Source organism: Streptomyces sp. NPDC001068 (genome assembly GCF_042897315.1).
In the GTDB taxonomy this organism is placed as follows: Bacteria; Actinomycetota; Actinomycetes; order Streptomycetales; family Streptomycetaceae; genus Streptomyces.
In genome coordinates this window covers 456,713-481,740 of the sequence record NZ_JBIAYD010000006.1, presented here as the reverse complement: position 1 = coordinate 481,740, position 25,028 = coordinate 456,713, and the positions used below count along the sequence as shown (strand labels likewise).

General features: G+C 72.2%; 24 protein-coding genes, 1 tRNA gene and 1 pseudogene. 8 read left to right on the top strand and 18 right to left on the bottom strand.

The window, feature by feature from the left end:
- Positions 1-4: 4 nt before the first annotated feature.
- Positions 5-988, bottom strand: a complete 984-nt coding sequence (locus ACFY3I_RS19820; protein ID WP_390861714.1) for a methyltransferase domain-containing protein — start codon at positions 986-988, stop codon at positions 5-7.
- Positions 989-1,066: 78 nt separating this feature from the next.
- On the opposite strand from ACFY3I_RS19820, the gene ACFY3I_RS19815 reads away from it, so the two are divergent.
- Positions 1,067-1,471, top strand: a complete 405-nt coding sequence (locus ACFY3I_RS19815; protein WP_365288944.1) for a globin — start codon at positions 1,067-1,069, stop codon at positions 1,469-1,471.
- A gap of 48 nt (positions 1,472-1,519) precedes the next feature.
- On the opposite strand, the gene ACFY3I_RS19810 is transcribed toward ACFY3I_RS19815, so the two are convergent.
- Genes ACFY3I_RS19810 through ettA form a run of 3 tightly spaced genes read right to left on the bottom strand, consistent with a single transcriptional unit; the run spans position 1,520 to position 4,269 of the window.
- Positions 1,520-2,188 carry a hypothetical protein gene (locus ACFY3I_RS19810; protein WP_390861713.1) on the bottom strand — a complete coding sequence of 223 codons (669 nt, stop codon included), beginning with the start codon at positions 2,186-2,188 and terminating at the stop codon, positions 1,520-1,522.
- Positions 2,185-2,598 carry an acyl-CoA thioesterase gene (locus ACFY3I_RS19805; protein ID WP_390861712.1) on the bottom strand — a complete coding sequence of 138 codons (414 nt, stop codon included), beginning with the start codon at positions 2,596-2,598 and terminating at the stop codon, positions 2,185-2,187. The genes ACFY3I_RS19810 and ACFY3I_RS19805 overlap by 4 nt, the downstream gene beginning before the upstream one ends.
- Before the next feature lie 6 nt (positions 2,599-2,604).
- Positions 2,605-4,269: an energy-dependent translational throttle protein EttA gene (gene ettA, locus ACFY3I_RS19800; protein ID WP_390861711.1), complete on the bottom strand. Its 1,665-nt coding sequence runs from the start codon at positions 4,267-4,269 to the stop codon at positions 2,605-2,607.
- A 518-nt stretch (positions 4,270-4,787) separates the two neighbouring features.
- Here ettA and ACFY3I_RS19795 point away from each other — a divergent pair.
- A pseudogene (locus ACFY3I_RS19795) lies at positions 4,788-4,979 on the top strand (IS5/IS1182 family transposase); the annotation flags it as partial.
- A gap of 86 nt (positions 4,980-5,065) precedes the next feature.
- Here ACFY3I_RS19795 and ACFY3I_RS19790 read toward each other — a convergent pair.
- The gene (locus ACFY3I_RS19790) at positions 5,066-6,082 is read right to left on the bottom strand and encodes an SGNH/GDSL hydrolase family protein (protein ID WP_390861710.1); all 1,017 of its coding nucleotides are present in this window, start codon (positions 6,080-6,082) and stop codon (positions 5,066-5,068) included.
- Between the two features lie 610 nt (positions 6,083-6,692).
- On the opposite strand from ACFY3I_RS19790, the gene ACFY3I_RS19785 reads away from it, so the two are divergent.
- The 5 genes from ACFY3I_RS19785 (at position 6,693) to ACFY3I_RS19765 (ending at position 10,704) form a co-directional block, all read left to right on the top strand.
- A complete protein-coding gene (locus ACFY3I_RS19785; protein WP_390861709.1) occupies positions 6,693-6,902 on the top strand; it encodes a hypothetical protein in 210 nt (69 codons plus the stop codon).
- 151 nt (positions 6,903-7,053) lie between these two features.
- Positions 7,054-7,614 carry a GNAT family N-acetyltransferase gene (locus ACFY3I_RS19780; RefSeq protein ID WP_390861708.1) on the top strand — a complete coding sequence of 187 codons (561 nt, stop codon included), beginning with the start codon at positions 7,054-7,056 and terminating at the stop codon, positions 7,612-7,614.
- A gap of 710 nt (positions 7,615-8,324) precedes the next feature.
- A complete protein-coding gene (locus ACFY3I_RS19775) occupies positions 8,325-9,422 on the top strand; it encodes a ThiF family adenylyltransferase (RefSeq protein WP_390861707.1) in 1,098 nt (365 codons plus the stop codon).
- The gene (locus ACFY3I_RS19770) at positions 9,419-10,024 is read left to right on the top strand and encodes a GNAT family N-acetyltransferase (RefSeq protein WP_390861706.1); all 606 of its coding nucleotides are present in this window, start codon (positions 9,419-9,421) and stop codon (positions 10,022-10,024) included. The genes ACFY3I_RS19775 and ACFY3I_RS19770 overlap by 4 nt, the downstream gene beginning before the upstream one ends.
- 179 nt (positions 10,025-10,203) lie before the next feature.
- Positions 10,204-10,704, top strand: a complete 501-nt coding sequence (locus ACFY3I_RS19765; RefSeq protein WP_365294997.1) for a DUF3761 domain-containing protein — start codon at positions 10,204-10,206, stop codon at positions 10,702-10,704.
- A gap of 76 nt (positions 10,705-10,780) precedes the next feature.
- Here the strand turns inward: ACFY3I_RS19765 and ACFY3I_RS19760 are convergent, their stop codons facing one another.
- From ACFY3I_RS19760 to ACFY3I_RS19740, 5 genes are all read right to left on the bottom strand, one after another.
- On the bottom strand, positions 10,781-11,146 hold the full coding sequence (locus ACFY3I_RS19760; protein ID WP_390861705.1) for a hypothetical protein: 366 nt from the start codon (positions 11,144-11,146) through the stop codon (positions 10,781-10,783).
- Between the two features lie 36 nt (positions 11,147-11,182).
- On the bottom strand, positions 11,183-12,565 hold the full coding sequence (locus tag ACFY3I_RS19755; RefSeq protein ID WP_390861704.1) for a Cys-Gln thioester bond-forming surface protein: 1,383 nt from the start codon (positions 12,563-12,565) through the stop codon (positions 11,183-11,185).
- A gap of 371 nt (positions 12,566-12,936) precedes the next feature.
- Positions 12,937-13,407 (bottom strand): single-stranded DNA-binding protein, encoded by a 471-nt coding sequence (locus ACFY3I_RS19750; protein ID WP_365295003.1) that lies wholly within the window; start codon positions 13,405-13,407, stop codon positions 12,937-12,939.
- Between the two features lie 316 nt (positions 13,408-13,723).
- Entirely contained in the window at positions 13,724-15,772 is a 2,049-nt protein-coding gene (locus ACFY3I_RS19745; RefSeq protein WP_390861786.1) for a YfjP family GTPase, read from the bottom strand.
- Between the two features lie 480 nt (positions 15,773-16,252).
- A complete protein-coding gene (locus tag ACFY3I_RS19740; protein WP_365295005.1) occupies positions 16,253-17,860 on the bottom strand; it encodes a dynamin family protein in 1,608 nt (535 codons plus the stop codon).
- Between the two features lie 319 nt (positions 17,861-18,179).
- Between ACFY3I_RS19740 and ACFY3I_RS19735 the strand changes: the two genes are divergently transcribed.
- Positions 18,180-18,252: transfer RNA gene (locus ACFY3I_RS19735), tRNA-Arg, on the top strand.
- Between the two features lie 163 nt (positions 18,253-18,415).
- Here the strand turns inward: ACFY3I_RS19735 and ACFY3I_RS19730 are convergent.
- The 8 genes from ACFY3I_RS19730 to ACFY3I_RS19695 form a co-directional block, all read right to left on the bottom strand.
- Positions 18,416-19,105 carry a GAF and ANTAR domain-containing protein gene (locus ACFY3I_RS19730; RefSeq protein WP_390861785.1) on the bottom strand — a complete coding sequence of 230 codons (690 nt, stop codon included), beginning with the start codon at positions 19,103-19,105 and terminating at the stop codon, positions 18,416-18,418.
- 163 nt (positions 19,106-19,268) lie between these two features.
- Positions 19,269-19,577, bottom strand: coding sequence for an acyl carrier protein (locus ACFY3I_RS19725; protein ID WP_365295022.1), 309 nt, complete (start codon positions 19,575-19,577; stop codon positions 19,269-19,271).
- A gap of 3 nt (positions 19,578-19,580) precedes the next feature.
- Positions 19,581-20,180: a nuclear transport factor 2 family protein gene (locus tag ACFY3I_RS19720; RefSeq protein WP_390861703.1), complete on the bottom strand. Its 600-nt coding sequence runs from the start codon at positions 20,178-20,180 to the stop codon at positions 19,581-19,583.
- Positions 20,181-20,216: 36 nt separating this feature from the next.
- Positions 20,217-20,528 (bottom strand): acyl-CoA carboxylase epsilon subunit, encoded by a 312-nt coding sequence (locus tag ACFY3I_RS19715; protein ID WP_390861702.1) that lies wholly within the window; start codon positions 20,526-20,528, stop codon positions 20,217-20,219.
- Positions 20,525-22,138: an acyl-CoA carboxylase subunit beta gene (locus ACFY3I_RS19710; protein WP_365295026.1), complete on the bottom strand. Its 1,614-nt coding sequence runs from the start codon at positions 22,136-22,138 to the stop codon at positions 20,525-20,527. Before ACFY3I_RS19710 ends, ACFY3I_RS19715 begins: the two co-directional genes overlap by 4 nt.
- A 7-nt stretch (positions 22,139-22,145) precedes the next feature.
- Positions 22,146-22,991: a 4'-phosphopantetheinyl transferase family protein gene (locus tag ACFY3I_RS19705; protein WP_390861701.1), complete on the bottom strand. Its 846-nt coding sequence runs from the start codon at positions 22,989-22,991 to the stop codon at positions 22,146-22,148.
- Between the two features lie 8 nt (positions 22,992-22,999).
- Entirely contained in the window at positions 23,000-23,455 is a 456-nt protein-coding gene (locus ACFY3I_RS19700) for an acyl carrier protein (protein ID WP_390861700.1), read from the bottom strand.
- 2 nt (positions 23,456-23,457) lie between these two features.
- On the bottom strand, positions 23,458-25,026 hold the full coding sequence (locus tag ACFY3I_RS19695; RefSeq protein ID WP_390861699.1) for an MFS transporter: 1,569 nt from the start codon (positions 25,024-25,026) through the stop codon (positions 23,458-23,460).
- Between the last annotated feature and the right edge of the window lie 2 nt (positions 25,027-25,028).

The window sequence follows — 25,028 nt, the reverse complement described above, 5'->3', positions numbered from 1 at the left end:
GTACTCAGACCGGGAGCGGCCACACCCACGGGCCCTCCCGGTCGTCCAGCCACAGCCACTCCCCGGTCTCGTCCACCGTGACGCCGTACCGCTCGCGCCCCGGCCTTCCGGCGCGTGCCCACACCTCGTATGCCTCCGCAGGACCGAGCACCCCCTGGGTCAGCTCCATCAGGAACTGGAACAGCTCGTCCTCCAGAGCCCGCGACGGCACCCCGCCCACCTCGCCCACCGCCGCCCGCCGCGCGCCGCGCAACGGCACGAAGAACGCCGCCGACGGCAGGAACCGGCCCTCGGCGCGCCCGCCGCCCCGGACGGTCATCGCCAGCAGCCCGGTGGACACCGGCGCGAGGATCCGCGCCCCCGCCACGCACTGGCCGATCCATGCCCGCGGCACGCCCGGCAGGGCACAGGTCGCGATGATCCGGTCGAACGGCGCGCGCTCGGGCACCCCCCGCGCCCCGTCCCCGGTGACGACGGCCGGCCGGTGTCCGGCCGCGGCCAGGTGCCGCCGCGCCGACTCGGTGATCTCCGGGTCGACGTCCACCGTGGTGACGAGGTCGTCGTCGCCGAGCCGGTGGGCCAGCAGCGCCGCGTTGTACCCGGTCCCGGCCCCGATCTCCAGCACCCGGTCGCCGTCGGCCACCCGCAGCGCCACCAGCATCCGGGCCATCAGCGAGGGCTGGCTGCTGGAGGACAGCGGCCGGCCGTCGCGCAGCCGGGTGGCCAGCGGAACGTCCTCGTAGGCGCCCAGCACCCAGCGCTCCCGGGCCGCGGGGTCGGCGCTCTCGCCCCACCGGCGCTCATGGCCGCCCGGCCCGGCGACGTAGTAGTACGGCACGAACAGGTGCCGGGGCACCGCCTCGAAGGCCTCCCGCCACACCGGCTCCGCGGCCCAGACCCCCTCGGCGTCGATCTCCCGCACCAGCTCGCCCCGCGCCGCCGCGGCAAGCCCCTCGATGTCCGGGATGTCCGAGTCGTAGGCGCCCATGCCTCCACCCTAGAGCCCGGCCCCGCGAGGGGTCCTAAGCCTGGAGTCCTCGGTCACCGCGTCTGAGACCATGGAGGGGTGAGAGAGATTCGGCGCGGCACGCTTCAGGAGAAGACCTTCTACGAGCAGGTCGGCGGGGAGGAGACCTTCCGCCGGCTGGTCCACCGTTTCTACGAGGGCGTCGCCGGGGACCCGCTCCTCAAGCCGATGTACCCGGAGGAGGACCTGGGCCCGGCCGAGGAACGGCTCACCCTGTTCCTCATGCAGTACTGGGGCGGCCCCACGACGTACAGCGACAACCGCGGCCATCCCCGGCTGCGGATGCGGCACGCACCCTTCACCGTGGACCGGGCGGCGCACGACGCCTGGCTGCGGCACATGCAGGTGGCCGTGGACGAACTGGGCCTCTCCGAGGAGCACCGGGAGACCCTCTGGAACTACCTCACCTACGCGGCCGCCTCGATGGTGAACACCCCGGACTGACCCCGGTCCCCCGCCGTCCTTAACGCCGGGCGGACCGCGGGCGCCGGATCAGCGCACGCTGACGTCGAGCGCCCCGAGTCCCGCCCGTCGTACGGCGATCGACCCGAACGGCGTGCGCAGCCGCAGCCACGCCCCCGCGGAGAGCAGCACGGCCTCGTCGGCCGGGCGCAGGAAGCGCAGCGACTGGGCGGCGTGCACGGCACGCACCGGAAGCCGGGTGCCGCCCACGGTCCGGGACCAGATGTCCCGTCCGATCCGGTCGAGTTCCGCCCTGGTACGACCCTGGGGCGCCAACTCCGCCGTGCGGGAACGGAATTCACCGACCGCGGCCGCCACCGTGGCCGCCAGCGCCCCGGGCGCGGGCAGTCCCGGCTCCGGCCGCCAGCCGCCGCGCGGCGGCAGTACGCCCGCCCACGGCGGCCCGGTGACCGCGCCGGGCACCGCGGCCGTGGCCGCCTCTTCCTCGACCGACTCCAGCAACTCCCCCGCGGAGACGGTCACATCGAGCGTGACGTCGAGTCCCCGCTCGTACGGCTTGGCGAGCCGTACCGCGCGGATCGCCAGTACCTCGAAGGACGGCGGACGCCCGAAGACGGCCAGCGCGGTTCCGGCCGCCTGGAGGCGTACCGCGGCCGAACGGTCGTAGTGGAGCAGCCGGGAGAGGAAGGCCGCGAGGTCCGCCGCCTCCCCCTCGTCGGCGAGGTGGAGAACCGTCATGCGGCGACGGCCTCCTCCTTGTCGTCGTCCCGGTACTCCGCGAGGAACTCCCGCTCCTCGGCGGTGATCCGGCGCGGGCGCCCGGTCTCGAAGTCGAACGGCACGATGACCGTCGAGGCCCGCACGTAGACGAGGTCGTCGTCCTTCACCTCGTAGGTGACGGTGAAGGACGCGGCCCTGATCTCGGTGACCCACAGCTCGATGTCGACCGGACGGTGCCGGTGGACGAGCTGCCGCTTGTAGTCGATCTCGTGGCGCGCCACGACCGACCCCTGCTTGAAGTCCCTGTCCGGGCGGAACAGGAAGTCGATACGTGCCTCCTCCAGGTAGCGGAGGAAGACCACGTTGTTGACGTGGCCGTACGCGTCCATGTCCGCCCAGCGCAGGGGGCAGCGGTAGATGTGGCGCAAGTCCGATCAGCCCCGGGTCAGCTTCTTGTAGGTGGCGCGGTGCGGACGGGCGGCGTCCGGGCCGAGCCGCTCGATCTTGTTCTTCTCGTACGACTCGAAGTTGCCCTCGAACCAGAACCACTTGGACTCGCCCTCGTAGGCGAGGATGTGGGTGGCGACCCGGTCCAGGAACCAGCGGTCGTGGGAGACGACCACGGCGCACCCGGGGAACTCCAGCAGCGCGTTCTCGAGGGAGGACAGGGTCTCCACGTCGAGGTCGTTGGTGGGCTCGTCGAGGAGCAGCAGGTTGCCGCCCTGCTTCAGGGTGAGCGCGAGGTTGAGGCGGTTGCGCTCACCGCCGGAGAGCACACCGGTCGGCTTCTGCTGGTCCGGGCCCTTGAAGCCGAAGGCCGACACGTAGGCGCGGCTCGGCATCTCGACCTGGCCGACGTTGATGTAGTCGAGCCCGTCGGACACGACCTCCCACAGCGTCTTCTTCGGGTCGAGGTTGGAGCGGCCCTGGTCGACGTAGGAGATCTTGACGGTCTCGCCGACCTTGATGTCACCGGAGTCCGGCGTCTCCAGGCCCTGGATCATCTTGAAGAGGGTGGTCTTGCCGGCGCCGTTCGGGCCGATGACGCCGACGATGCCGTTGCGCGGCAGCGTGAAGCTGAGGCCGTCGACGAGGACCTTCTCACCGAAGGCCTTGTTCAGCTTGTCGACCTCGACGACGATGCTGCCCAGGCGCGGGCCCGGCGGGATCTGGATCTCCTCGAAGTCCAGCTTCCGCATCTTGTCGGCCTCGGCGGCCATCTCCTCGTACCGCGCGAGACGGGCCTTGGACTTGGCCTGGCGTCCCTTGGCGTTGGAGCGGACCCACTCCAGCTCCTCCTTGAGGCGCTTCTGCCGCTTGGCGTCCTTCTGGCCCTCTACCTTGAGACGGCTCGCCTTGCTCTCCAGGTAGGTGGAGTAGTTGCCCTCGTAGGGGTAAGCGCGCCCGCGGTCGAGCTCGAGGATCCACTCGGCGACGTTGTCCAGGAAGTACCGGTCGTGGGTGATCGCGACGACGGTTCCCGCGTACTTGGCGAGGTGCTGCTCCAGCCAGTTCACCGACTCGGCGTCGAGGTGGTTGGTGGGCTCGTCGAGGAGCAGCAGGTCGGGGGCCTCCAGCAGCAGCTTGCACAGCGCCACGCGGCGCTTCTCACCGCCGGAGAGGGTGGTGACGGGCCAGTCGCCGGGCGGGCAGCCCAGCGCGTCCATGGCCTGCTCCAGCTGGGCGTCGAGGTCCCACGCGTTGGTGTGGTCCAGGTCCTCCTGGAGCTTGCCCATCTCGTCGAGCAGCGCGTCCGAGTAGTCGGTCGCCATCAGCTCGGCGATCTCGTTGAACCGGTCGAGCTTGCCCTTGATCTCGGCGACGCCCTCCTGGACGTTCTCCAGGACCGTCTTCTCGTCGTTGAGCTTCGGCTCCTGCATGAGGATGCCGACGCTGTAGCCGGGAGAGAGGAACGCGTCACCGTTGGAGGGCTGCTCCAGCCCCGCCATGATCTTCAGCACGGTCGACTTACCGGCGCCGTTCGGACCGACGACGCCGATCTTCGCCCCCGGCAGGAAGCTCAGGGTGACGTCGTCGAGGATCACCTTGTCGCCGTGCGCTTTGCGCGCCTTGCGCATGGTGTAAATGAACTCAGCCAAGAGAAACCGTCCGGCAGCTTGAATCTGGCAGTGGGCAGATACACCCCATCTTGCCGTACTGCTACCCCTAGACGGAAACCCGTATGGTCGAAGCGTCTGACCTGCGGCGGAGCGTTCGGGGCGCCTGCGGTACCCGTCGTCTCTGGTCGTCGTTGGTCGACGTTTACCGGCCCACGACCGGCCCGGCGATCCGCTTGCTGAGCTGCTGTTCCTGGGGTACGGAACCTTGTCCCGTGTCCGCCGTGCAGTCCCAGCGAGGTTCCGGCTTTGAGCTCGATCCACCTTTAGCGCCGGCCGATCATCGGCACGTCGCGTGGGTACAGCGAGAGGGAGCGGCCTGCATTCGCGTGCCAGCACCGTGCGGCTCGTCGCTCGTCCTGTCGCCGGACAGACCATGAACCACACCGGTCCGCAGCTCCCCGAACCGGCTGTGACCTGGGATGCGACAAGCGACAAGACAAGACAAAGGAACACGGTAGCGGGGCGCACCCCGCTACCCAGTAGCGCCGCCCGGCAGCATCAACCGCCTTGGCGCCGGTGGCCGGCCGCCCGCCTTCGACACCGAAGCGTACAAGCAGCGCAACGCGGTCGAACGCTGCATCAATCGGCTCAAGCAGTGGCGCGGCCTGGCCATGAGAACCGGCAAGCTCGCCATCGCCTACCAGGCCGCACTCCACCTTGCCGCCATCCTCATCTGGAGCCGCAGATGACCGGCGGTTCCAGACTTCTGTCCACCATCTGCGCCTCGTCAGCGTGCAGATTTCTGCGCCCTGGGATGGCCGGGCCGCGTTCCTTCCTACCGGTTGAGGATCTGCTCGACCTTGTCGGCGACCTGCTTGGCCTGCATGTCACGGCCCTTGGCATTGGGGTGCGCGTACCAGGGGACGTGGTCGTTGCCGAACTTGATCTGGGAGTCCTCCAGCAGGCCGCCGATGCTCCGGTTGGCGCCGTCGCACGCCGTGTTGCTGCCGGTGTGGGCGTAGAGGTCGACGAAGTCGGCGCCGCCGTCGGCGTCAGCGGCGGCCTTCTTCATGACGTCGTTCAGCCGCTTCTGGATCTGGTCCAGGACCGGCAGGGCGTCCTTGGAGATGTCGGCGAACGGCAGCTGAGTCTGACCGGGCGCCGCGGTCAGACACTTGGCGGTGTCCTCGGGCACGAGCCGGGGGTAGCCGACCAGGACGCGCTTCGCGTCGGGGGCGAAGTACGCGATGCGATCGAGCAGCTCCTCCAGATCCCCACTGACCTGCTCGAACTTACCGTCCAGCCAATTCTTACCGTCTCCAGACTCGAAGAACTCACCGCACTTGGAGGCCGGCTCGTCCCCGTCCACAGGCTCTCCCGGCAGCAGAACGCCCTCCGTCCGGAGCTTGTCGGAACACTGCTTCAGGATGCGGTTGAAGCCCAGCGTGTTGCCGCCCATGCTGCCCACGGCCAGCCGGGTGTCCTGCTTGAGCGCGTCCTGCTGCGGCGGGACCTTCACGCCGGGCAGCAGCAGCTCCTGCTCCTGCCAGAAGTGGTGGACGAGGGCGCCTCCGCAGGAGACGTCCGACTGGACGTCGAGTGCGATGCCCTTGTCCGCGAGGCGCCGGGTGGCGACGGCGGGATAGTTCTCCTTCGCCTGGAAGCAGAAGGTCCTGTCGCCCTCCTGGAAAGGGGCGATGCCGAAGTTGGCGGTGTAGGAGTCGCCGAAGAAGACGGTCGGTACGGGGTCGGCAGGCGCCGCGTCGGCGCTTCCCGCCGGCCCGGCGAGCGCCAGGCAGCTGCCCAGCGCGACGGCCGCGCCAGCCAGCCGCCGCGCCGCTGGAGTGTTCATCGTCCTGCGCATGGCTGAAGACATGGATGTGCCCTGTCGTCAAGGCCCACGAGAAGGGGCCAGTCAGATGGAACACTTGGTGATCATTCACGCACGGAGGGTAATCAGTCAAGTGACTCTGTGCGACATCCCGGCGCTTCCTTCAGTCCCTCGCGTGCGCCCATCCCCCCTGTTCAGCCAGGGCGTCAAGGAGACAGGCCCAGGGCTGACCACGTGGAACCGACCGCGCCCCGACTCCGGCGACCGATGGAAGGAGTGGCCTACGGCCGCACGCTTCCTGGCGGCTCGCTCCGCTCACGCGGCGACCGCTTCGGGGGTAGAGGCTGCGTACACCCATCGGGGGCGCCTGTGCCGCCTCGCGGCCACCGGAACCCTCGAAGGCCTGAACGGCCGCCTGCGTCCTCACGGGACGCCCATGAGACGGCAGTTTCCGCCCGCCCTGCGCGCGCGTGCGCGTAGAGGCCTCCCCTCGGAAACCGCGGCAGCTGGGCAACGCGCAGGTAGCGCATCTGACGTAGGGCTCGCGTACGAACAAGCTCTTGTCCACGCGGGTGTCATCCCGCGCAGGGTGCCGGGCCAACGGCGCTATGCCGCCGCCCCGGACGACGGGATGCACGCGCTGCGACACTTCTACGCCTCGGTGGTCCTGGAGGCCGGCGGCAGCATCAAGGCTCTGAGCGTCTGCCTAGGGCACTCCGACCCGGGTTTCACGCTGAAGATCTACACCCGCCTCCTGCCGAGCGGTGAGGACAAGGCGCGGGCGGCTGTGTCCTCGGTGTTCCAGCGCATCCACCCGCCGGAGCTCCCGGAAGCAGCCTGACTGTTTGTAAGCACTTCTTTGGGCAGCAACGCACCTGCGTCCACTGGCTCCGTTCCGTACCAAGTTGATCTGACTCCACCGGTATGACAAGGCAGTTCGGGCGGGGTGCCGTTGGTCTGTGCAGCGCGTCTTGCTTGTGATCGAATAGGGGATGACCTCGTTCTGGACCGGTAAGCGGGCACGTCTGCGCGGTATTGAGCCTGAGGACTGGAAGGCGTTCATGGGCTTCGCCGTCGACGAAGAGCGGCTGGGGGACCTGCTGCATCCCCCTCGGTCTGCCGAGGGGTTCCGCGCCTGGGCGAGGGAGCAGTCCGTCGCGAAGTCCGACAGTGACTGCTTCGGCTTGGCCGTAGAAGCCTTGGACACGGGACAGATCGTCGGGGCAGTCGGCTCGCACCACGCAAATCCGCAGGCGGGACGGTTCGAGTACGGCATCACGATGGGGGCTGCGCATCGACGCAAGGGCTACGCGGCCGAAGCCGTGGTGATGCTGCTGCGATTCATGTTCGCGGAGCGGCGGTACCACAAGTGCGAGGCGCGGATCTTCGGGCACAACGAGGCATCGCTGGCACTGCATCGCCGTCTCGGCTTTGCCGAGGAAGGACGCCTGCGTGATCACGTTTTCTTCGCCGGCCGGCACCATGATCTAGTCCACATGGGACTACTCGCCGACGAGTTCGCGCAGTTGCACTCGATGAGCGAACTTGAGTGATTGCTGGGACCACCGACATCCCCCACCCGGACCGCTACCGGCCCCCAACCGGCCCACGGTCCCAAACCGGCCCCTGTCTGACGGCTACGCCACTGGTCAGGGGCCCTTTACGGCTTCGGGCCGCCAGACACACCCCCTCTTGCCTGACGTCCAGCGTTGGGTGTTAACCCGTTTGGTGCGGGGGCCGTGACCTGGGGGTTCGACGGCGGCTACGGTGGCCGGCCTGTCACTGTCGGTCGCCGTCGACCGGCCCCGGGAAGCCTCGGACGGCCCTGGTGCGGCCCGGAGGTGATCACTCGGCAGAGCGCCGGGGTGATCACTCGGCAGAGCGCCGGCCGGAGCGGTCGGCACGGCTCGGCTCGGTGCCGGTCACCCGTCCTGTCCGGCGGGGAGTCCCTTCGGTTCGGAGGGAGCCGGACGCTATCGTCACGACCGTGGTGGTCCCCGGCGAGGATGCCCTGCTCCTCCAGCGGCGCCTCCCTGGCGGGGCGGACATCGGGCACGGTGTCGGGTAAGCGGGGAAGTCGGGGACCGCCCGCATCGCGTGATCGCCTTCCACCGCGGGTCGCGCATGAATTCGAGGGCGCGCTCCCGGGTGACGGGAGAATTCCAAGATCGTCCGGCTGCTAGCTTCGCGCCTCGTGACTCACTCGAATACGGCTCTTGTCAGACACCCGCGGCCCGCCCCCGAAACGACCGGGGACGGTCGGGTGACCTATCGGCCCGTCCTGCTCGGCGCCGCGGACGCCGAGGGGGAAGCGGCGTTGGCGGCCCTGCTGGAGTCGGGTGCCGTGCGCGAGGTTCACGACCGCATCGACGACCAGTTGGAGGAACTGGTCCGCTGCCTGCGGCCGGGGGAAGCGATGGACGCGGGAGGCCGGGCGGCCGCCGCTGCCGAGGTGTGCCCGGGAACGCGCCGTCGGGGCTACGGAACCTGGGTCTGGTATCCGTGGTCGGGGCGGCTGGTGCACGTGCTTCCGCCCGAGGAGTTCCGCCTGGTCCGGACCGACCGCAACCGGGACAAGATCACACGGGCCGAGCAGCAGGCGCTGCTCGGCCGCCGCATCGGCGTGCTGGGGCTGTCCGTCGGCAACAGCGCGGCGCTCACCTGCGCCATGGAAGGAGTTGGAGGATCGTTCCGCTTGGCGGACTTCGACCGGCTCGGACTGACCAACATGAACCGGTTGCGCGCCGGCGTCCACGACCTGGGCGTGGAGAAGACCGTTCTGTGCGCACGGCAGATGTTCGAGATCGACCCCTACCTCGACATCGAGATCTTCCGTGCGGGCCTCACGGAGTCGACGGTCGAGGAGTTCTTCGGCACCACGGCGAGCGGTGTGCTCGACCTCCTTGTCGAGGAGTGCGACACCCTGTGGGCGAAGTTCGCCGCCCGGGAGCACGCCCGTGCCCGGCGCGTTCCGGTCCTCATGGACACCAACGACCGTGGCCTGCTGGACGTGGAACGCTTCGACGAGGATCCGGACCTGCCCCTCTTCCACGGCCGGGCGGAGGGGACGACCGCCGACGACGTCCGGGGCCTCGACCCCGCCGAGGCGCTGCAGGTCCTGCTGCGGATCGTGGACGCCGACCGTCTCAGTCCGGCCATGACCGACGCGCTCGGCAGGATCGGCCGCACCCTGTCGAGCTGGCCGCAGCTGGCCAGCGGCGTCATGCTCGGCGGCGCGCTGGTCACCGACACCGCGAGACGGATCCTGCTGGGCAGGCCGGTGCCCTCGGGGCGCTACTACGTGGACCTCGAAGCCCTCGTCCCCGCCGGCCAGGCCGGTCCTGCCGGGGGCCCGGCATGACCCATCTTCCCGAGCTGCACGGCGAGCACCTCTGGCTGCGCGAGATGCGCGCCACCGACCTCATCGCCTTCGAACGCATCCATACCCACCCCGTCCTGACGCGTTACCTCGGCATCGACCGCATGGACGCCCGCCAGGCACAGGACGCGTTCGCCCAGTGCCTCGCCCAGCCCTACACCCACCCCCGGCGCCGGCACACCCTCGCGATCTGCGCACCGGGCGACGACATGATGGTCGGCACGATGGGACTGCTGGTCGAGGAGTACGGCCGCAATGCCATGCTCACCGGTCTGGTGCTGCTGCCCGACGCACCCGTACGCGGCCACGGACACGAGGCGGGGCGCCTGTTGATGGCCTACGGCTTCGGCCCGCTCGGCCTGCACCGCGTCTGGGCCGGCCACCGCGCCGACCACACGCGCATGGGCGACGTCATGCTCGCCGCCGGTCTGCGTCCCGAGGCCACCCTGCGCGAACTGTTCCACACCCAGGGCCGCTGGCACGACGTCACCACCTACGCCGCGCTGGCTCCGGAGTGGCGACGCTCGGCAACCCCCGCCGAGCGAGCCGTCCTCGCACGGGACCACAGCCTCCAGTCGAGCTGAACGACCGGGGCGGGGCCGGTCGTCCGTCACGGGGAGGTCGGGAACCGCCCCTACCGGCCCGGCGCGGGGGGTCGGTGTCGGGGCTTGTCACAAGTGGGTTTCTTTCTTCACTGATCCCTCACATCCGGCGCACAGGTACGGATAGCTTCACCGTTCACGTACTTGAGCAGGGGGGACCTGTGAGCTACTACCCGCCCCAACCGCCGTTCCAGCCTCCGGCCGGGCCGCCGGTCGTCCGGCCGGCGCCCAAGTGGGCCCGCAAGCGATTCGTTCTGCCCGCACTGGGCCTCGCGTTCGTCATCGGCGTGGGGAGCGCCGGGAACGGCGGCCAGAACACGGACGCGACGAAGACGGTGGCCGACCACAAGGCGCGGCCGGCGGCCACGGCCACGGTCACCGCTACGGCCACGGCGACGGAGACCGCGAAGCCCAAGCCCGCGCCGACGGTGACGAAGACGGTCAAGGTGAAGGTGAGGGTGACCGTCACCGCGCACGCCGCGTCCGCGGGAGGGGGCGGCGGTTCGTCGTCCGGCGGTTCGTCGTCCGGTGGTTCGTCCGGTGGGTCCGGCTCCGCGGGCGGTGGCGCCACGGCCAAGTGCAACGACGGTACGTACTCGTACGCCGCTCACCACCAGGGGGCCTGCTCGCACCACGGTGGCGTGGCCGTCTTCTACCGGTAGTCCCGCCGACGCGAAGACCCCGGCCTCGGCTCTCTCGCCGGTGCCGGGGTCTTCGGGCGTCCGGTGCGGGCCGACGTCAGCCGCGTCGGACGTCCGGGGAGGGCGTCTGCAGGGCTCGGTGGAGGAGGAAGGCGGTGGCCGCCACCGCGGTCACGGCTCCGGTCGCGCGGAGCGCGTGGGAGGAGCGCCAGGACAGGACCGACCAGCGGGACTGGGCCGACAGGACCGATCCCGTGCTCAGCCATGACGCCGCCGAGAACAGGGACAGGGTCGAGCCGACCGATCCGACCGACAGGGCGCTGCCGATCGAGCCCACGGACAGGGCCGAGCCGACCGATCCGATGGACAGGACGGAGTCCACCGAGCCGATCGACAGCACCGAGTCCTTGGACCACAGGGACAGCATCGAGCCGGACGGAATGCTGCGCGATGACTTGGTCATGACGTCATACTGCCTCGCGCGGCCGTTCTGCGGGGGTCAGTGGCCCGTCGGGTTCTCGCGGCGGCGGAGGACCACCAGGACGGCGCCGCCGATCACCACCAGGCCGATGGCGACACCGGTGATCACTCCGGTCGCCGAGTCGCCGCCGGTGGCGGCGAGGTTGACGTCGGAGGCGGTGCCGCCGACCGAGGCGGGGCTGGGCTCGCTGAGGGTCTGGGCGGCGAGCCCGCTCTCGGCGGCCTGGGTCTTGCAGTCGAAGACGCCGGTGAAGCGCCGTTCGAGGCCGTTGGCGCCGGTGATCGTGAAGTCGTAGACCTGGTCCTCCTGGAGCGGGATGGTCACCGTCCGGGAGGTGTTGGCGGGGACGGTGTGCTCGGCACCCATCAGCTCGAAGGTGAACGGCTGGTCGCCGGTGTTGGCCGCGGTGATGTCCACGCCGCCGGTGGCGCAGTTCTTCTCGGCCGACAGGGCCGGTATCGCGCCCTGTTCCGCCCAGGTGGCGTTCGCGGTCGCGGCGACCGTGGACTCGCTGGATCCGGCGAGGATCTGTGTCTGGCTGCGGCTCTCGGAGGTGAAGGCGCGGCCGACGGGGACGGTGGTCGACGCCTGCACGGTGAGTTCGGCGGACGCGTCCGTGGCGTCGTCGGGGACCTTGAAGTACAGCTCGCTGCCGTCGTGCGCGGTGCCGGCCGGCCTGCCGGACCTGTCGGTGATCCGTACGCCGGTCAGGGCCGCGTCGGCGGGCGGGACCACGGTGACGGCGCGCGCGTTGGTGTGCACCGTGACCGGACCCAGCAGTGCGCCGGGCCGGCCGGAGACCGCGGGCGGGTCCAGGGTCAGGGAGGCCTGCGGTTCCGACTGGCCGCGGGCGCTCTTCTCCAGGTAGTCGGCGAGCTTCTCGGCCTGGGGGTCCACGGCGTCGACGTCCGCGCCGTCGGAGTAGCGCCAGATCGCCACCTGGGTGCCGGCCGCGGCGTCCTGCTCGCTGAGGGTGCCGGCCCCGGCCTTGCGGGCGAGCGCGGCGAGATCGTTGACCTGCGGGTAGGAGTTCTGCAGGATCCAACGGATCCTGCCCGCGTTCGTGTTGGCGCCGAGCGAGGTGCCGCTCCAGGCCGTCTCGTGGTACTTGGCGTCCCGCTGGGTGGGGTTGTGGAGGTCCACGCAGTACGTCTGGAGCGTGCCGCCGCCGTCCACGGACATCTCGAAGAGGCCCGCGGACACCCGCTCCTCGCCGTCGGCGCCGTGCACGACGGCCTCGCCGTAGGTCTTCAGGCCGCCGATGGTCGCCGTCGCCCCGCTCTGGCTCTGCCCGGTCCCGTCGTCGGCCGCGGCCCGGCCGGCGCCGGTCAGCACGGCGACGGCCACCAGTCCGGACGCCAGCGCCGCGGCGGCCACACGGGCCACGCCTCTCGCGGACACGGGCGTACCGGAGTGCCTGGCGGACGCACCGGGCGCCGAGGAACCAGAGAACGCAGCGAGCACAGAATTCCCCTTCGAGCAGGACCCCTTGATTGCGGGGGGTGGTCCCACCAGCAGAATCAGTGGCCCCAGGGGCCATGCCCGGCATCCTATGGATCAGCCGGACCGCCCATTCCCGGTGTGATGGTCGGATGGGCGATCCGATCCGTAATCGTTATCGCGGGGTGCCGGACGAGCGGCACTTGTCGACAAATACGTCCGGTCGCCGCGATGGGTGCTTTGGAGTGGCATGACCGATAGGCCGTCAAAGGGCGCTCAGGTGTGCGCAGTTCACGCCGATCATGGCGAACTGGGCTTCTGACAAGGCGACTTCAGCTCACGGGCACGGGTTCCTGCTGCCCTTGCGCGGGGGTGTCGGCGGACTCCCGCGGTGTCTCCCAGTCCGGCTCCGGCCGTGGCGGGGCCGGTGCCGCCGTCTCCGGCTTCGCGGCCCGCCGGAAGGCGGCCGTACCCCGTGCGAGGTCGTGTCCGATCGCCACCGCGTCGATGTCGGCGGAGGTCCACTGCTGGCCGCCCTCCCGGGTCTCGGTGCGCACCTTCAGCCGCCCCTGCACGACCACCGGGTCGCCGACGGACAGCGACGCCGCCGCGTTGGTGGCGAGCTGACGGTTGGCCCACACCGTGAAGAAGTTGGTGTGGCCGTCCGTCCAGGTGCTCTTCTCCCGGTCCCAGTAGCGCGAGGTGACCGCCAGCCGGAACCGCGCCGACGGTCCCGCCGCCAGCTCCCGGTAGACCGGCTGCGTCGCCACGTTGCCCACCGCGCAGACCAACGTCTCGTTCATCCCGAACCCCTCCCTCGCCCGGCCGCGGGGCCGGGCCGGATCCGCCTACGGGGCCGTCCCGTACGGCTGTGTCCTTCGCGGCGACCGCCCTCGTGGCGATCGCCGCGGGACCCAGACTGCCGTCACCGGGCCGCAGCCGCCGGGCGCTGTGGACCACCGTCGCCCTGTGGAAAACCCCGCCACCCGGACGAGTGACCCGCGTCCCCCACGGCGGACCCGCCCCACCCTGGCCGACCCCGACCGGCGCCGCTGCCGACCCCAGCGGACGCCGACCGGCGCCGCTGCCGGCCGAGGCGGCCCGGCAGCGGCGTCGGTGTCATCCCACTCCGGCGCCCGTCCGCGTCACCCTGCCGTACTGCTCCCGCACCTCCTGGTAGCGCAGCAGCTCCGCGGCCACCGGATCCAGGACCCGGGCCCGGCCGCACCCGGCCGCCGCCTCCCGCAGCCGGCGCTCCGCGTCCAGGCCGTACCGCCTGGCCGGTCCTCTCGCCGCCATCCGGCAGCCCCACTCGACCAGCGGCCCGCCGACGATCCCGGCGACCATCAGGAGCACCGGCACGCCCAGGTTGGGCGCCATCACCCCGGTGATCTGCCCGGCCAGCCACAGCCCGCCGACCACCTGGAGGAGCGTCATCGCGGCCTGGGCGAGCACCGCCACCGGCCACCAGCCCGGCCGCGGCGGCCGCCCCGGTGGCAGCCCGGCCTGGGCGGCCAGGTCGTCCAGTGCCTCCGGCAGCCCCTGCGAGCCGCGCAGGGCCGCCTCCCGCACCGCCTGCCCCCAGGGCGCGGGCAGACCGGTCGAAGCCCGCTCCGAGACGGTGCGCACCGCCTGCTCGACGCGCTGGCGCGCGGTGGCCTCCTCCTCCGGCTGGGCCTGCTGCAGGCGACCCGTGGGCTGGTCGCCGCGTCCCTTGTGCCAGCGCCAGAGCCGCAGCCAGGGCGTGCCGCAGGCCCGGTTGGCGTTGCGCAGCCAGGCGCGTTCGGCGGCCTCGCCGGCGGCGGTGGCGCCCACCGCGTCGGCCAGCCGCGCGGCGAAGTCGTCGCGGGCCTCCTCGCTGAGCCCGGGGCGGTGCCCGGTGGCGTACACGGGCCGCAGCCTGGCCGCGGCGGCGTCGACGTCGGCGGCGACCCGGCGGGCCGCCGCTCCCCGCTCGGAGACGAACTGGCCGAGGGATTCGCGCAGTTCGCCGACCCCGTCCCCGGTGAGCGCGGACAGCGCGAGCACCGTGGCACCCGGTTCGCCGTACTCGCCGAGCGCGACGCCGTCCTCGTCGAGCACCCGGCGCAGATCGTCCAGGACCAGGTCGGCGGCCTCGCCGGGCAGGCGGTCGGTCTGGTTGAGGACGATGAACATGACCTCCGCGTGACCGGACAGGGGCCGCAGGTAACGCTCGTGGAGCACCGCGTCGGCGTACTTCTCGGGGTCGACGACCCAGATCACCGCGTCCACCAGTCGCAGGATCCGGTCGACGTGGTCGCGGTGCTGGACCACGGCCGAGTCGTGGTCCGGCAGGTCGACCAGGATCAGCCCGCGCAGCTGCGCGTCCGCCTCCGGGTTGTGCACCGGGCGGCGGCGCAGCCGGCCCGGGATGCCGAGCCGGTCGATGAGGGCCGCGCTGCCGTCGCTCCAGCTGCACGCGATGGGCGCGGCGGTGGTGGGGCGCCGTACGCCGGTCTCCGAGATGGCGACCCCCGCGAGCGCGTTGAACAGCTGCGACTTGCCGCTTCCGGTGGCACCGGCGATGGCGACGACGGTGTGCTGGCCGGAGAGCCGGCGCCGGGCGGCGGCCTCGTCCAGGACCCGGCCCGCCTCGGCGAGGGTCCGGCTGTCGAGGCGGGTGCGGGACAGACCGACGAGTTCGCGCAGCGCGTCGAGGCGGGAACGCAGCGGGCCCTCGTACGCCAGCGGGGCGGGAGGCGGGGCTCCCGGGCCCCTGGTCTCCACGACGGGTACGGCGGGTTTGGCGGTCTCGGTGACCCGGCGGGCGATGAGGCCGTCGTCCCAGACGTCCTCGTCGGTGCCGGCCTGTCCGTCGTCGGCCGGCTCCGGCGACTCGCGCTTCTCCCGCTGCTCCTGCTGTTCCCGTGCGCGCGCGTGCGGGACGGTCTCGGTGTCGGTCCCGCCGGCCGCCTCAGCCGGGTCCGCGGACCGCGCCCCGGCGCCCTCCCGCCGGTCCCCGGCGCCCTCCGGCGCCGGATCCTGCACGGGGCGCGGCACCGGAGTGTGCGCGGAGGCGTGCCCGGAAGCGCTCGCGGAGTCCTTCACGGCGTTGTGCGCGACGTCGTGAGCGGGGCTCCGAGCGACGTCCCGCTCGGCTTCCCGCTCGACGTCCCGAAAGCGGTCCCGCGGGGAGTCCGCCCCCATGGCCTTCGCGGATCCAGCCCCCGTGCCCTTCCCGGATCCCGCCGCCGGGTCCCGCCCCGGGTCCGTCGCCGGGTCGCGCCCCGGATCCCGCCCCGAATCCCTGGCCGACTCCATCACGGTGCCCTTCGCGGTGTCCTTCGCAGAGGTCCTCACCGAGGCCCTCCCCGGGTCGGTACCGGGGGCGTGGCCGAGGTCCGGCCCGGTCTCGCGGCCGGACTCCGCCCCGGGGTCCCGGCCCGGTTCCCGACGTGTCTCCCGCCCCGGCGCCCGTCCCGGCTGCCGGTCCGCGTCACGCCCCGGCTGCCGTCCCACGGCCTCCTGCGCGGAGTCCGGTGCGGTCCGGCCGCCTTCGAGGTCACTGGTGCCGCCACCGGTGTACCCGGCGGTGTAGTCACTCGGGCGGTCACCTGTGTAGTCACCGTTGTGATCCATGCGTTCCATGCGATCCGTGTGGTCGTGGTCAGTGACGGCGGTCACCGGTCACCTCTCCTTCTGGAGGACGGACAGGGCGGCGATGAGTTCGGCCTGGGGTTCGGCGTGCACGTCCAGGGCGTCCAACGGGGCGAGCCGGCGTTCGCGTTCGGCGTGCATGACGCGGTCCACGTGTTCGCCGAGCAGCCGCCCCGCCCGGTCCCGCAGCCGCAGCGCGCCATGGGCGCCGATGCGTTCGGCGAGCCGCTCCCCCGCCGCCCGGGTGCGGCGCCCGCCGAGCAGCGCGGTGGCCACCAGGGCGGCGACCCCCTCGGACTCCGGGGCGACGCTGCGGTCCAGCTCGCGCACCTCGTCGTCGGCGTACTCCTCCAGCTCGCGGCGCCAGCGCCGGACGGCGATGCCGATGCGGTGCTCGGCGCTCTCCAGGGAGGGATCGCGCTCGGTGAGTCCGGGGGCGGAGGAGGCGGGTTCGCGGCGCCAGGAGTCGTCGACCCGCTCGTCGGCGGCGGTGACGGCGCACAGCAGCAGCGCCGCGAGGCTCTCCACCAGGGCGTCCAGCAGTTCCCCGGCGGCGCAGTCGACGGGGAAGGCCCGCCAGCGCTTGAGGGCGTCGCCGGCCAGGACCGCGCCGCTCTGCAGCCGGCCGCGCAGCCGCGTGTGCTCGCTGTCGTAGGCCGTCTCGACGGCGGAGTTCAGCCGCAGGGCCGCGGCGTACTGGGCGGCGGCGGCCCCGGCCAGCTCGGGCAGCCGGGCGTTGAGGGAGTCGAGGACACCGTGGGCGGTGCGGGCCACGGTCTGCCGGCGGGCGCCGGGGTCCTGGGCCTGCTGCAGGAGCCAGGCGCGCAGCGGGGCCACCGCGGTGGCCGGGAGCAGGCCGCCGCCCCACGCGGACTCGGGCAGCTCGGGCACCGTGAACCCGGGTACCTCGCCGAGCCCGGCCTTGGTGAGGAGGGCGCCGTACTGGCGGGAGACCTCGGAGACGACCGTGTGCGGGACCCGGTCGAGGACCGTCACCAGGGTGGCGTCGTACTCCTTGGCGGTGCGCAGCAGGTGCCAGGGGACGGCGTCGGCGTAGCGGGCGGCCGTCGTGACCATCACCCAGATGTCGGCGGCGCAGATCAGTTCCGCGGCGAGGACACGGTTGTCGACGACCAGGGAGTCGATGTCGGGGGCGTCGAGCAGGGCGAGTCCGCGCGGGAGGCTGTCGACGGTCTCGACGCGCAGCACGCGCGCGGGGTTCTCGCCGGGCAGGAGGGGCTCCTCGCCGCCCTCCTGGTGCGGTACCCACACGCGTGTGAGGTCGGGCAGCACGCGCATGCCGCTGAACCAGTGATGGTCCTCCGGATGACAGACGAGGACCGGTGTGCGGGTGGTCGGCCGCAGCACACCCGCCTCACTGACCCGGCGGCCCACCAGAGAGTTGACGAGGGTCGACTTGCCTGCCCCGGTCGATCCGCCCACGACGGCCAGAAGCGGCGCTTCCGGCTCTTTGAGCCGGGGCACCAGGTAGTCGTCGAGCTGGGCGAGCAGTTCGTCGCGATTGGCACGCGCGCGGGCGGCCCCCGCCAGGGGCAGCGGAAAGCGTGCGGCGGCGACACGATCGCGCAGAGCGGAGAGGGTGTCGAGCAGCTGGGGCCGTACGTCCAAGGTCACCACATGCGAAGAATGCCCAATTTTAGGGGAATTATGAAGCATATAGACATGTCTGCGCGCCGACAGGACACAACGGGCGGAAGGGGCGACTGGGACGGAGGCAAAGTCCAGGCATAACGAGTGCACAACACCCGGTGCGCCGGGCGCCAAAAGCGATGCACGATTCGTACCTGCCTGCGATTATCAGGACCGCTTCACCGAACCTCCACATCGAGCCACGGAGGCGAAGCAACCGGGACGAGGACCGGGGAGTTCTATCCTTGTCCCCGGCAGCGTCACGGACCGGCCCGACCGGGCCGTACGTACGAGGCCAGCACAGCCGGCCCCCGTAGCTCAGTGGATAGAGCAGGCGCCTTCTAAGCGCTTGGCCGCAGGTTCGAGTCCTGCCGGGGGCGCCCTACCGCCACAACAGGCCGCGGTCACCCGTCCCGACGGGAAGACGCAGGCCGGAAGCGGGTTCCGGAGCCGGCCCGGCCGGGGTTCGCGGGCCGCCCGACCGGACGGGCGCGAAAGGGCCGGTAGTCGACGCCTCGCCGGGCCCGGAGTCCGCGGCGCCGGTCAGGACAGCGGGCCCTCCTCGCACACCCGGCGGGCCACCTCGCGGAGCTTGACGTTGTTCTCCTGGGAATAGCGGCGCAGCACGCCGAAGGCCTGTTCCTCGGTGAGCTGGTGGCCGCCCATCAGGATGCCCATGGCCTCCCCGATCACATGCCGGGTGGCGACGGCCTGTTCCAGCTGGGTCTGGGTACGGGCGCTGGAGAAGGCGACAGCGGCATGGGAGGCCAGCAGCCAGCCCGCCAGTTCGCCGACCTCGGTGAAGGCGCCGGGGCGGTGGGAGTAGACGTTCAGCGCGCCGAGTTCCTCGTCCTCGGTGTACAGCAGGAAGCCCATCATGCTGCCCACGCCCAGCCGGTGCGCCGCGGGGGCGTAGGCGGGCCAGCGGGGCTGCGGCCGGGTGAAGTCCCTGATGCGGAACACCCGCTCGTCGTTCTCGGCCTGGGCGACGTCGAAGCACGGGCCCTCGCCCAGCCGCTCCTGGAGCCGGTCGCTGTCGACGACCAGCTGGTTCGTGGGGGCGAGCGTCCGCACCTCCTTGCCGCGCAGCACCAGGATGCCGGCCGCGTCGCACCCCTCCACCAGCTCCGTGGCCGAGGCGGTGATACGGGCCAGGGTGGCGTCCACCGACTCCTGCGCCAGCAGGTCGCGTGCCATCGACGCCAGCTGCTGCGCGAACCGGGCCCAGTCCATCGTGTCCGCCGCCTCTCGGTCCGTCGTCGCGCTCAGCATGCCACGCGGCGGGCGCCGGGCCCGGAGGAAACGAGGACTGACATCGTTGTCACAGGTCTCCTGTGCCGTCGGGTGCGAGATGGCGGGCATCTCGCACCCGACGGCACAGGAGAACCGCCGAGCCTCAGGTCCGGTCCACCAAGTCGCTGAGGGTCGCGGCCAGTTCCCCCACCGACTGCTCGCGCAGGAGGTGGTGGGCCGGCACCGGGATGTTCAGGGCCGACTCCAGGGTGCGCTGGAGGGTCAGGGCCGTGAGGGAGTCGATGCCCTGGGTGTAGAGGGGCCGGTTGCGGGCGATGCGGTGGGCCGGCGGGATGTCCAGGTGCTGGGCCAGGTTCCGGCAGAGGAACGTCTCGAACGCGCGCCGGCGGTCGTCGCCGGGAGTCTCGCGCAGGGCGCCCAGGTCGAGCGCGGTGGTCGGTGTGGCTGACACGTCTCATCGTCCTTTCGTCTGGCGTGGGCGTGGCTGGGAACTGCGCAGTGCGCGGGCGTCCGGTCCGGGGCGCGGGCCGGCCCCGTCGGACCACGTCAGGTGGAAGCGCCAGCGGCTGAGCCGCCAGCCGTCCGGGGTGCGGACCGCCTCGCCCTCGCTGTGGCCGCCGATGTCGAAGCGGCCGTCCGGGTCCGGACCGTCGTCGTGGTGCACGTGGGACGCGATCAGGTGGATGCGGATCCGGGCGGTGTCCCCGTCCACCCGGATGCCGTAGTTGGCGGCCAGGTGGTGGGTGCGGGCGAAGCGGGACTTGCGGTCGTAGTGGAAGGCGGCGGCCTGGTCGCGGCCCTCGACCGTGCCGACCGGGAACTCCAGCCGGCAGTCGGGAGTGAAGACCGCGGCCGGCCAGGCGGGGTCGAAGCCGTGTTCGTCCTGGGTGTCGAGCAGGGTGACGTAGCGGTCGATCAGCTCGGCGACGGCCGCGCGGTCCGCGAGTGCGGTGAACTCGGCGCGCAGGGAGTCGAGTTCGGCGCGGAGTTCGGGGACCGTGCCGGCCCGGTCGAGGGGCAGGGGAAGGGACGGGGACGGGGACGGGGACGTCATGGGGTCCGTGGCTCCAATTCGGGTCGGGGATGCCGGTCAGGCCGCGGGAGAGCCCGCGACCCGCCAGCCGCGGGGGTCGCGGTGTGCCGCGAGGCGTTCCGGGCGGCGCCAGCCGGCCACCGGACGGGACTCCAGCGGGCACGGGTCCACGGCGGCCAGGGCGGCCGCGCGGGCCAGCAGGACGGTGGTCAGCGCGGCCAGCTCGGCGGGGCTCGCCGCGCCCTTGACGACCTTGATGACCAGGGCGCCGTCCGGGCCGGAGGGACCGGTGGCACCGCCGGCGGCCTCCGCGCCGCCGGCGGCGGTGGCCTCCGCCGGGCCGGGCGGCGCGGTCCGGGCCGCGTTCACTGCGGCGGGTTGCCGTGCTTGCGGCACGGCAGGTCGGCCTGCTTGCTGCGGAGCATCGCGAGGGCGCGGATCAGGGTGGAGCGGGTCTGCCGGGGGTCGATGACGTCGTCGATCAGACCGCGTTCGGCCGCGTAGTAGGGGTGCATCAGCTCCGCCTGGTACTCCTTGATCTTCTGCGCGCGGGTGGACTCGGGGTCGTCCGCGGCCGCGATCTCCCGGCGGAAGATGACGTTCGCCGCGCCCTCGGCGCCCATCACGGCGATCTCGTTCGACGGCCAGGCCAGCGCCAGGTCGGTGCCGATGGAGCGGGAGTCCATGACGATGTACGCGCCGCCGTACGCCTTGCGCAGCACCAGGGAGATGCGCGGCACGGTCGCGTTGCAGTAGGCGTACAGCAGCTTCGCGCCGCGCCTGATGATGCCGTTGTGCTCCTGGTCGACTCCCGGGAGGAAGCCCGGCACGTCGATCAGGGTGACCAGCGGGATGTTGAACGCGTCGCAGAACTGCACGAACCGCGCCGCCTTCTCGCTGGCGTCGATGTCCAGGACGCCCGCGAAGGAGGCGGGCTGGCTGGCGACGACGCCGACGACCTCGCCGTCCAGCCGGGACAGCGCGCACACCACGTTGGTCGCGAAGCCGGGCTGGATCTCGAAGTAGTCGCCGTCGTCGACGATCTCCTCGATGACGGACCGGATGTCGTAGACCCGGCCGGGGTCCTCGGGGACCAGTTCGAGGAGGTGGTCGGTGCGCCGGTCGGCGGGGTCCTCGGTCGGCACCCGGGGCGGCAGGTCGCGGTTGTTGGACGGCAGCAGCGACAGCAGGTGCCGTACGTCCTCCAGGCAGCTGCGCACGTCGTCGTAGGCGAAGTGGGCCACGCCGGAGGCGGTGGCGTGGACGTCGGCGCCGCCGAGGTCGTTCTGGGTGATCTCCTCGCCGGTCACCGCCTTGACCACGTCCGGTCCGGTGATGAACATCTGGGCGATGTCCCGGACCATGAAGACGAAGTCGGTCAGGGCGGGCGAGTAGGCGGCGCCGCCCGCGCACGGGCCGAGCATCACGCTGATCTGCGGGATCACCCCGGAGGCGCGGGTGTTGCGCTGGAAGATGCCGCCGTAGCCGGCCAGCGCCGAGACGCCCTCCTGGATCCGGGCGCCGGCGCCGTCGTTGAGGGAGACCAGCGGGGCCCCGGCCGCGACGGCCATGTCCATGATCTTGTGGATCTTCTGGGCGTGGGCCTCGCCGAGGGCGCCGCCGAAGATGCGGAAGTCGTGCGCGTAGACGAAGACGGTACGGCCGTGGACCGTGCCCCAGCCGGTGATCACACCGTCGGTGTAGGGCCGCTTCTTCTCCAGGCCGAAGCCGGTGGCGCGGTGCCGGCGGAGCATCTCGACCTCGTTGAACGACCCCTCGTCGAGCAGGAGTTCGATGCGTTCGTACGCGGTGAGCTTGCCCTTGGCGTGCTGGCGCTCGGTGGCGAGCGGGTCGCCGTGCCGGGCGGCCTCCTTCATGAGGCCGAGCTCCTCGATCCGCTCGGTGGCGCTCCACTGACCGCGGTGCTCGCGGTCGTGCAGGCTCGGGCGGTCGCGGTCGGTTTTCTGTTCGAGTGACATCGGTGGGTCACGCTCCCCAGTCGGATACTGCGGTGGTCGTGCCTTCGGCGTCCCGGTGCACGGGCACGCCCACGGTGCCGTCGGCGTCCAGGTCGACCGTCTGCCCCGCGTACAGCGCGAAGGGCGGCACCCAGCGCACGGTGACCTGGTCGGGGGCCCCGCCGCGCACCGCGACGGCCGCGTTGTGCCGGGGCCCGGAGGGCAGGTCGAGCAGGGTCCAGCCGGCCGGCCTGCGGTGCCGGTCGGCACCCAGGTAGTCGTGGCCGGGGTCGCGCGACAGACCGGTGCCCAGCGCCTTGAGATAGGCCTCCTTGCGGGTCCACAGCCGCCCGAAGGCGGCGCGCCGCTGCCCGGCCTCGTCGAACGCCGCCAGCTCCGCCTGCTCCCCCGGGTGCAGCGCCGGGGTGCACACCTCGGCGGTCTCGGCCCGCGGCAGCCGCTCCACGTCCGCGCCGACGACAGCGCGGGAGACGGCGACCACGGCCATCCCGTGGCTGTGCGCCAGCGAGAAGTGCAGCGGCGGGTCGGGGTGGGCGACCGCCGGACGGCCGTGCGGTTCGCCGCAGCCCGGGCAGGGCTCCCGTACGAACGGCACGTCCTGCGGAGCCGTCCCCAGGTAGGCACCCAGCAGCCGGCGCAGCGCTACGTGCGCGGAGGCGTACGTCACCCCGTCCGTGGGCCGGACGAAGGACGCGGTCCGCCTGCGCTCCGCCTCGCTCAGCTCGGTCAGGTCCAGCAGCTCGGCCGCGGTCTCCAGCGGCGCCCGGCGGACCATCCAGACGTCCAGCTGCCCGGTGGCGGGCAGCCTGGGCGCGACCGCGAGGGCGGCCGCGCCGAACTCCAGCACCGGCATCCGTCCGGTCACCTCGGGCTCGGCGCGTCGTGCGCGACCAGGTGGTACTCGGCCCTCCCGGCGTGTTTGTGCGGGCTGTCCTCCGGGCCGAGCTGTCCGGCCAGGCACTCGACCAGCTCGGCGGCGCTGTTGGCGCGCAGCAGCCGGTTGAGGTTGACGTCGACGCACAGCGCGGCCTCCATCCGGAGCTGGAGCTCCAGGCCGTTGATGGACCCGATGCCCAGGCTGTTCATCGGGCGGCCCACGGTGTCGATGCTCTCGGGCGACACCCGCAGCACCCGGGCGAGTTCGCCGCGTACGTAGGCGTCGATGATCCGGGTGCGCTCGGCGAGGCCGACGGAGGCGAGGTGCGCGAGGCTGGGCGGCGCCACCTCGACGATCTGGTCCCGCTCGAACTCGTAGTCCAGATCGTCCAACTCGTCCTCCAGGTCGTCGAAGACCCAGGTCTGCGTTGTCTGGTCCATGGTCAATCCCCGTGGTGGAGTGAGGAGGGTGGGGTTTTTCGGAGCAGGCCGGCGAGGCCGACGAGCAGGCCCAGGAAGCCGAGGACGGCGACCAGGGTCAGCGCGGGCCGGCAGGCGTCCGCCGCGGCTGCCGGGCCGGCGCCCGCCGCGGGTGTCCCGGCGGCGAGCAGGGCGGCGACGAGCGCGACCGTGACGACCGCGGCGAGCTGTACGGCCGTCTGGTACAGGCCACTGCCGGTGAGCCTGTCGGCGGGCGCGAGGCGGGACATCGCCTGCATGTTCAGCGCGGCGAAGGACAGCACGAAGCCGGTGCCGACCAGCAGCAGTGTGGGGAGCATGCGGCCGGGGTAGTCCAACGGCCACGCGTGGGACCGCAGTTGGAGCAGGTAGCCGGCGAACGCGCAGGCCGCGCCGGCCACGATCAGGCGAGGGGCACCGAACCTGGCGACCAGGCGGCCGGAGGCCAGCGCGGTCAGCGCCGGGGGTACGGCGGCCGGGGTGAGGGCGAGGGCGGCGCGCAGCGGGGACCAGTGGGCCAGGGTCTGGGTCTGGTACGTGAGGACGAACAGGAGGCCCAGGTAGGAACCGTTGAGACAGGCGGCGCCGGCCGCGGAGCGGAGCAGGGCGGGGTTGCCGCGCAGGGAGGGGCCGAGCCTCAACAGGGGGGCCGGTGCATGCCGCTCCACTCGCCACAGGAGCAGCAGGAGCAACCCGGCAGCGGTGAGCGGCCCGACGGCTCTCGGGTCGCTCCAGCCGTGGCCGGGGAGCCGGGTGACACCCTGGACGAGGGCGAGGAGGGTTGCCAGGAGGGTGACGGCGCCGGGGATGTCGTAGCGCTGCGACGTCGTCGTTCGGCTGCGGCCCGGTGGGGGCTGGTCGCGCCCACGCGGCGGTAGCCGCATATCCGAGACGGCCCCGCGCCCCTTGGGGGCGCTGCCACCGCTCCTTGTCCCGGGGTTCGGGTCGGCTTCCCTCGGGATCAGGCTCAGCCCGAACGCGAAGAGCACCAGCACCACCGGCGCGGGGAAGGCGAACGCCCAGCGCCAGGAGGTTTCCGTCAGCCAGCCCGACAGGACCAGGCCGGCCGTGAAGCCGCCCGCGCCGAACAGGGTGTAGACGGAGACCGCCCGGCTGCGGGGCCTGCCCTCGGGGAAGGTGCTGGTGATGATGGCGAGGCCGGTGGGGGCGGTGAGGGCCGCGCAGAAGCCCTTGACCAGGCGGGTGGCCAGGAGCAGCCACGGGTCCTGGGCGAGGGCGCTGAGCACGGAGGCGGCGGCGAAGGCGAGGAGCGCCGCGAGGTAGACCGGGCGGCGGCCGAGCAGGGTCACCACACGGGCGCCGAACAGCAGCAGTCCGCCGAAGCCGGCGGCGAAGCCGGTCATCGCCCACTGGGTGACGGTCGGCGCGGCGCCGAGGTCCGTGCCGATGGCGGGCAGCGCCACCACCGCGACGGACACCTCCAGTGCGTCGATGAGCATGTTGCCGGCGAGGACGAGCAGCAGGCCCCACAGGCGGAGGCCGAACCGCTCGTCCGCACCGGCGGCGACCGGTGCCGGAAGGGTCCTGGTCACCG

Bases quoted from the DNA above. Each gene is read 5' to 3' on its own strand.
- ACFY3I_RS19820 (WP_390861714.1), bottom strand. From the start codon at position 988: ATGGGCGCCTACGACTCGGACATCCCGGACATCGAGGGGCTTGCCGCG.
- ACFY3I_RS19810 (WP_390861713.1), bottom strand. From the start codon at position 2,188: ATGACGGTTCTCCACCTCGCCGACGAGGGGGAGGCGGCGGACCTCGCG.
- ACFY3I_RS19790 (WP_390861710.1), bottom strand. From the start codon at position 6,082: ATGAACACTCCAGCGGCGCGGCGGCTGGCTGGCGCGGCCGTCGCGCTG.
- ACFY3I_RS19785 (WP_390861709.1), top strand. From the start codon at position 6,693: ATGCACGCGCTGCGACACTTCTACGCCTCGGTGGTCCTGGAGGCCGGC.
- ACFY3I_RS19780 (WP_390861708.1), top strand. From the start codon at position 7,054: ATGACCTCGTTCTGGACCGGTAAGCGGGCACGTCTGCGCGGTATTGAG.
- ACFY3I_RS19770 (WP_390861706.1), top strand. From the start codon at position 9,419: ATGACCCATCTTCCCGAGCTGCACGGCGAGCACCTCTGGCTGCGCGAG.
- ACFY3I_RS19760 (WP_390861705.1), bottom strand. From the start codon at position 11,146: ATGACCAAGTCATCGCGCAGCATTCCGTCCGGCTCGATGCTGTCCCTG.
- ACFY3I_RS19750 (WP_365295003.1), bottom strand. From the start codon at position 13,407: ATGAACGAGACGTTGGTCTGCGCGGTGGGCAACGTGGCGACGCAGCCG.
- ACFY3I_RS19745 (WP_390861786.1), bottom strand. From the start codon at position 15,772: ATGGGGGCGGACTCCCCGCGGGACCGCTTTCGGGACGTCGAGCGGGAA.
- ACFY3I_RS19730 (WP_390861785.1), bottom strand. From the start codon at position 19,105: ATGGACTGGGCCCGGTTCGCGCAGCAGCTGGCGTCGATGGCACGCGAC.
- ACFY3I_RS19720 (WP_390861703.1), bottom strand. From the start codon at position 20,180: ATGACGTCCCCGTCCCCGTCCCCGTCCCTTCCCCTGCCCCTCGACCGG.
- ACFY3I_RS19710 (WP_365295026.1), bottom strand. From the start codon at position 22,138: ATGTCACTCGAACAGAAAACCGACCGCGACCGCCCGAGCCTGCACGAC.
- ACFY3I_RS19705 (WP_390861701.1), bottom strand. From the start codon at position 22,991: ATGCCGGTGCTGGAGTTCGGCGCGGCCGCCCTCGCGGTCGCGCCCAGG.
- ACFY3I_RS19700 (WP_390861700.1), bottom strand. From the start codon at position 23,455: ATGGACCAGACAACGCAGACCTGGGTCTTCGACGACCTGGAGGACGAG.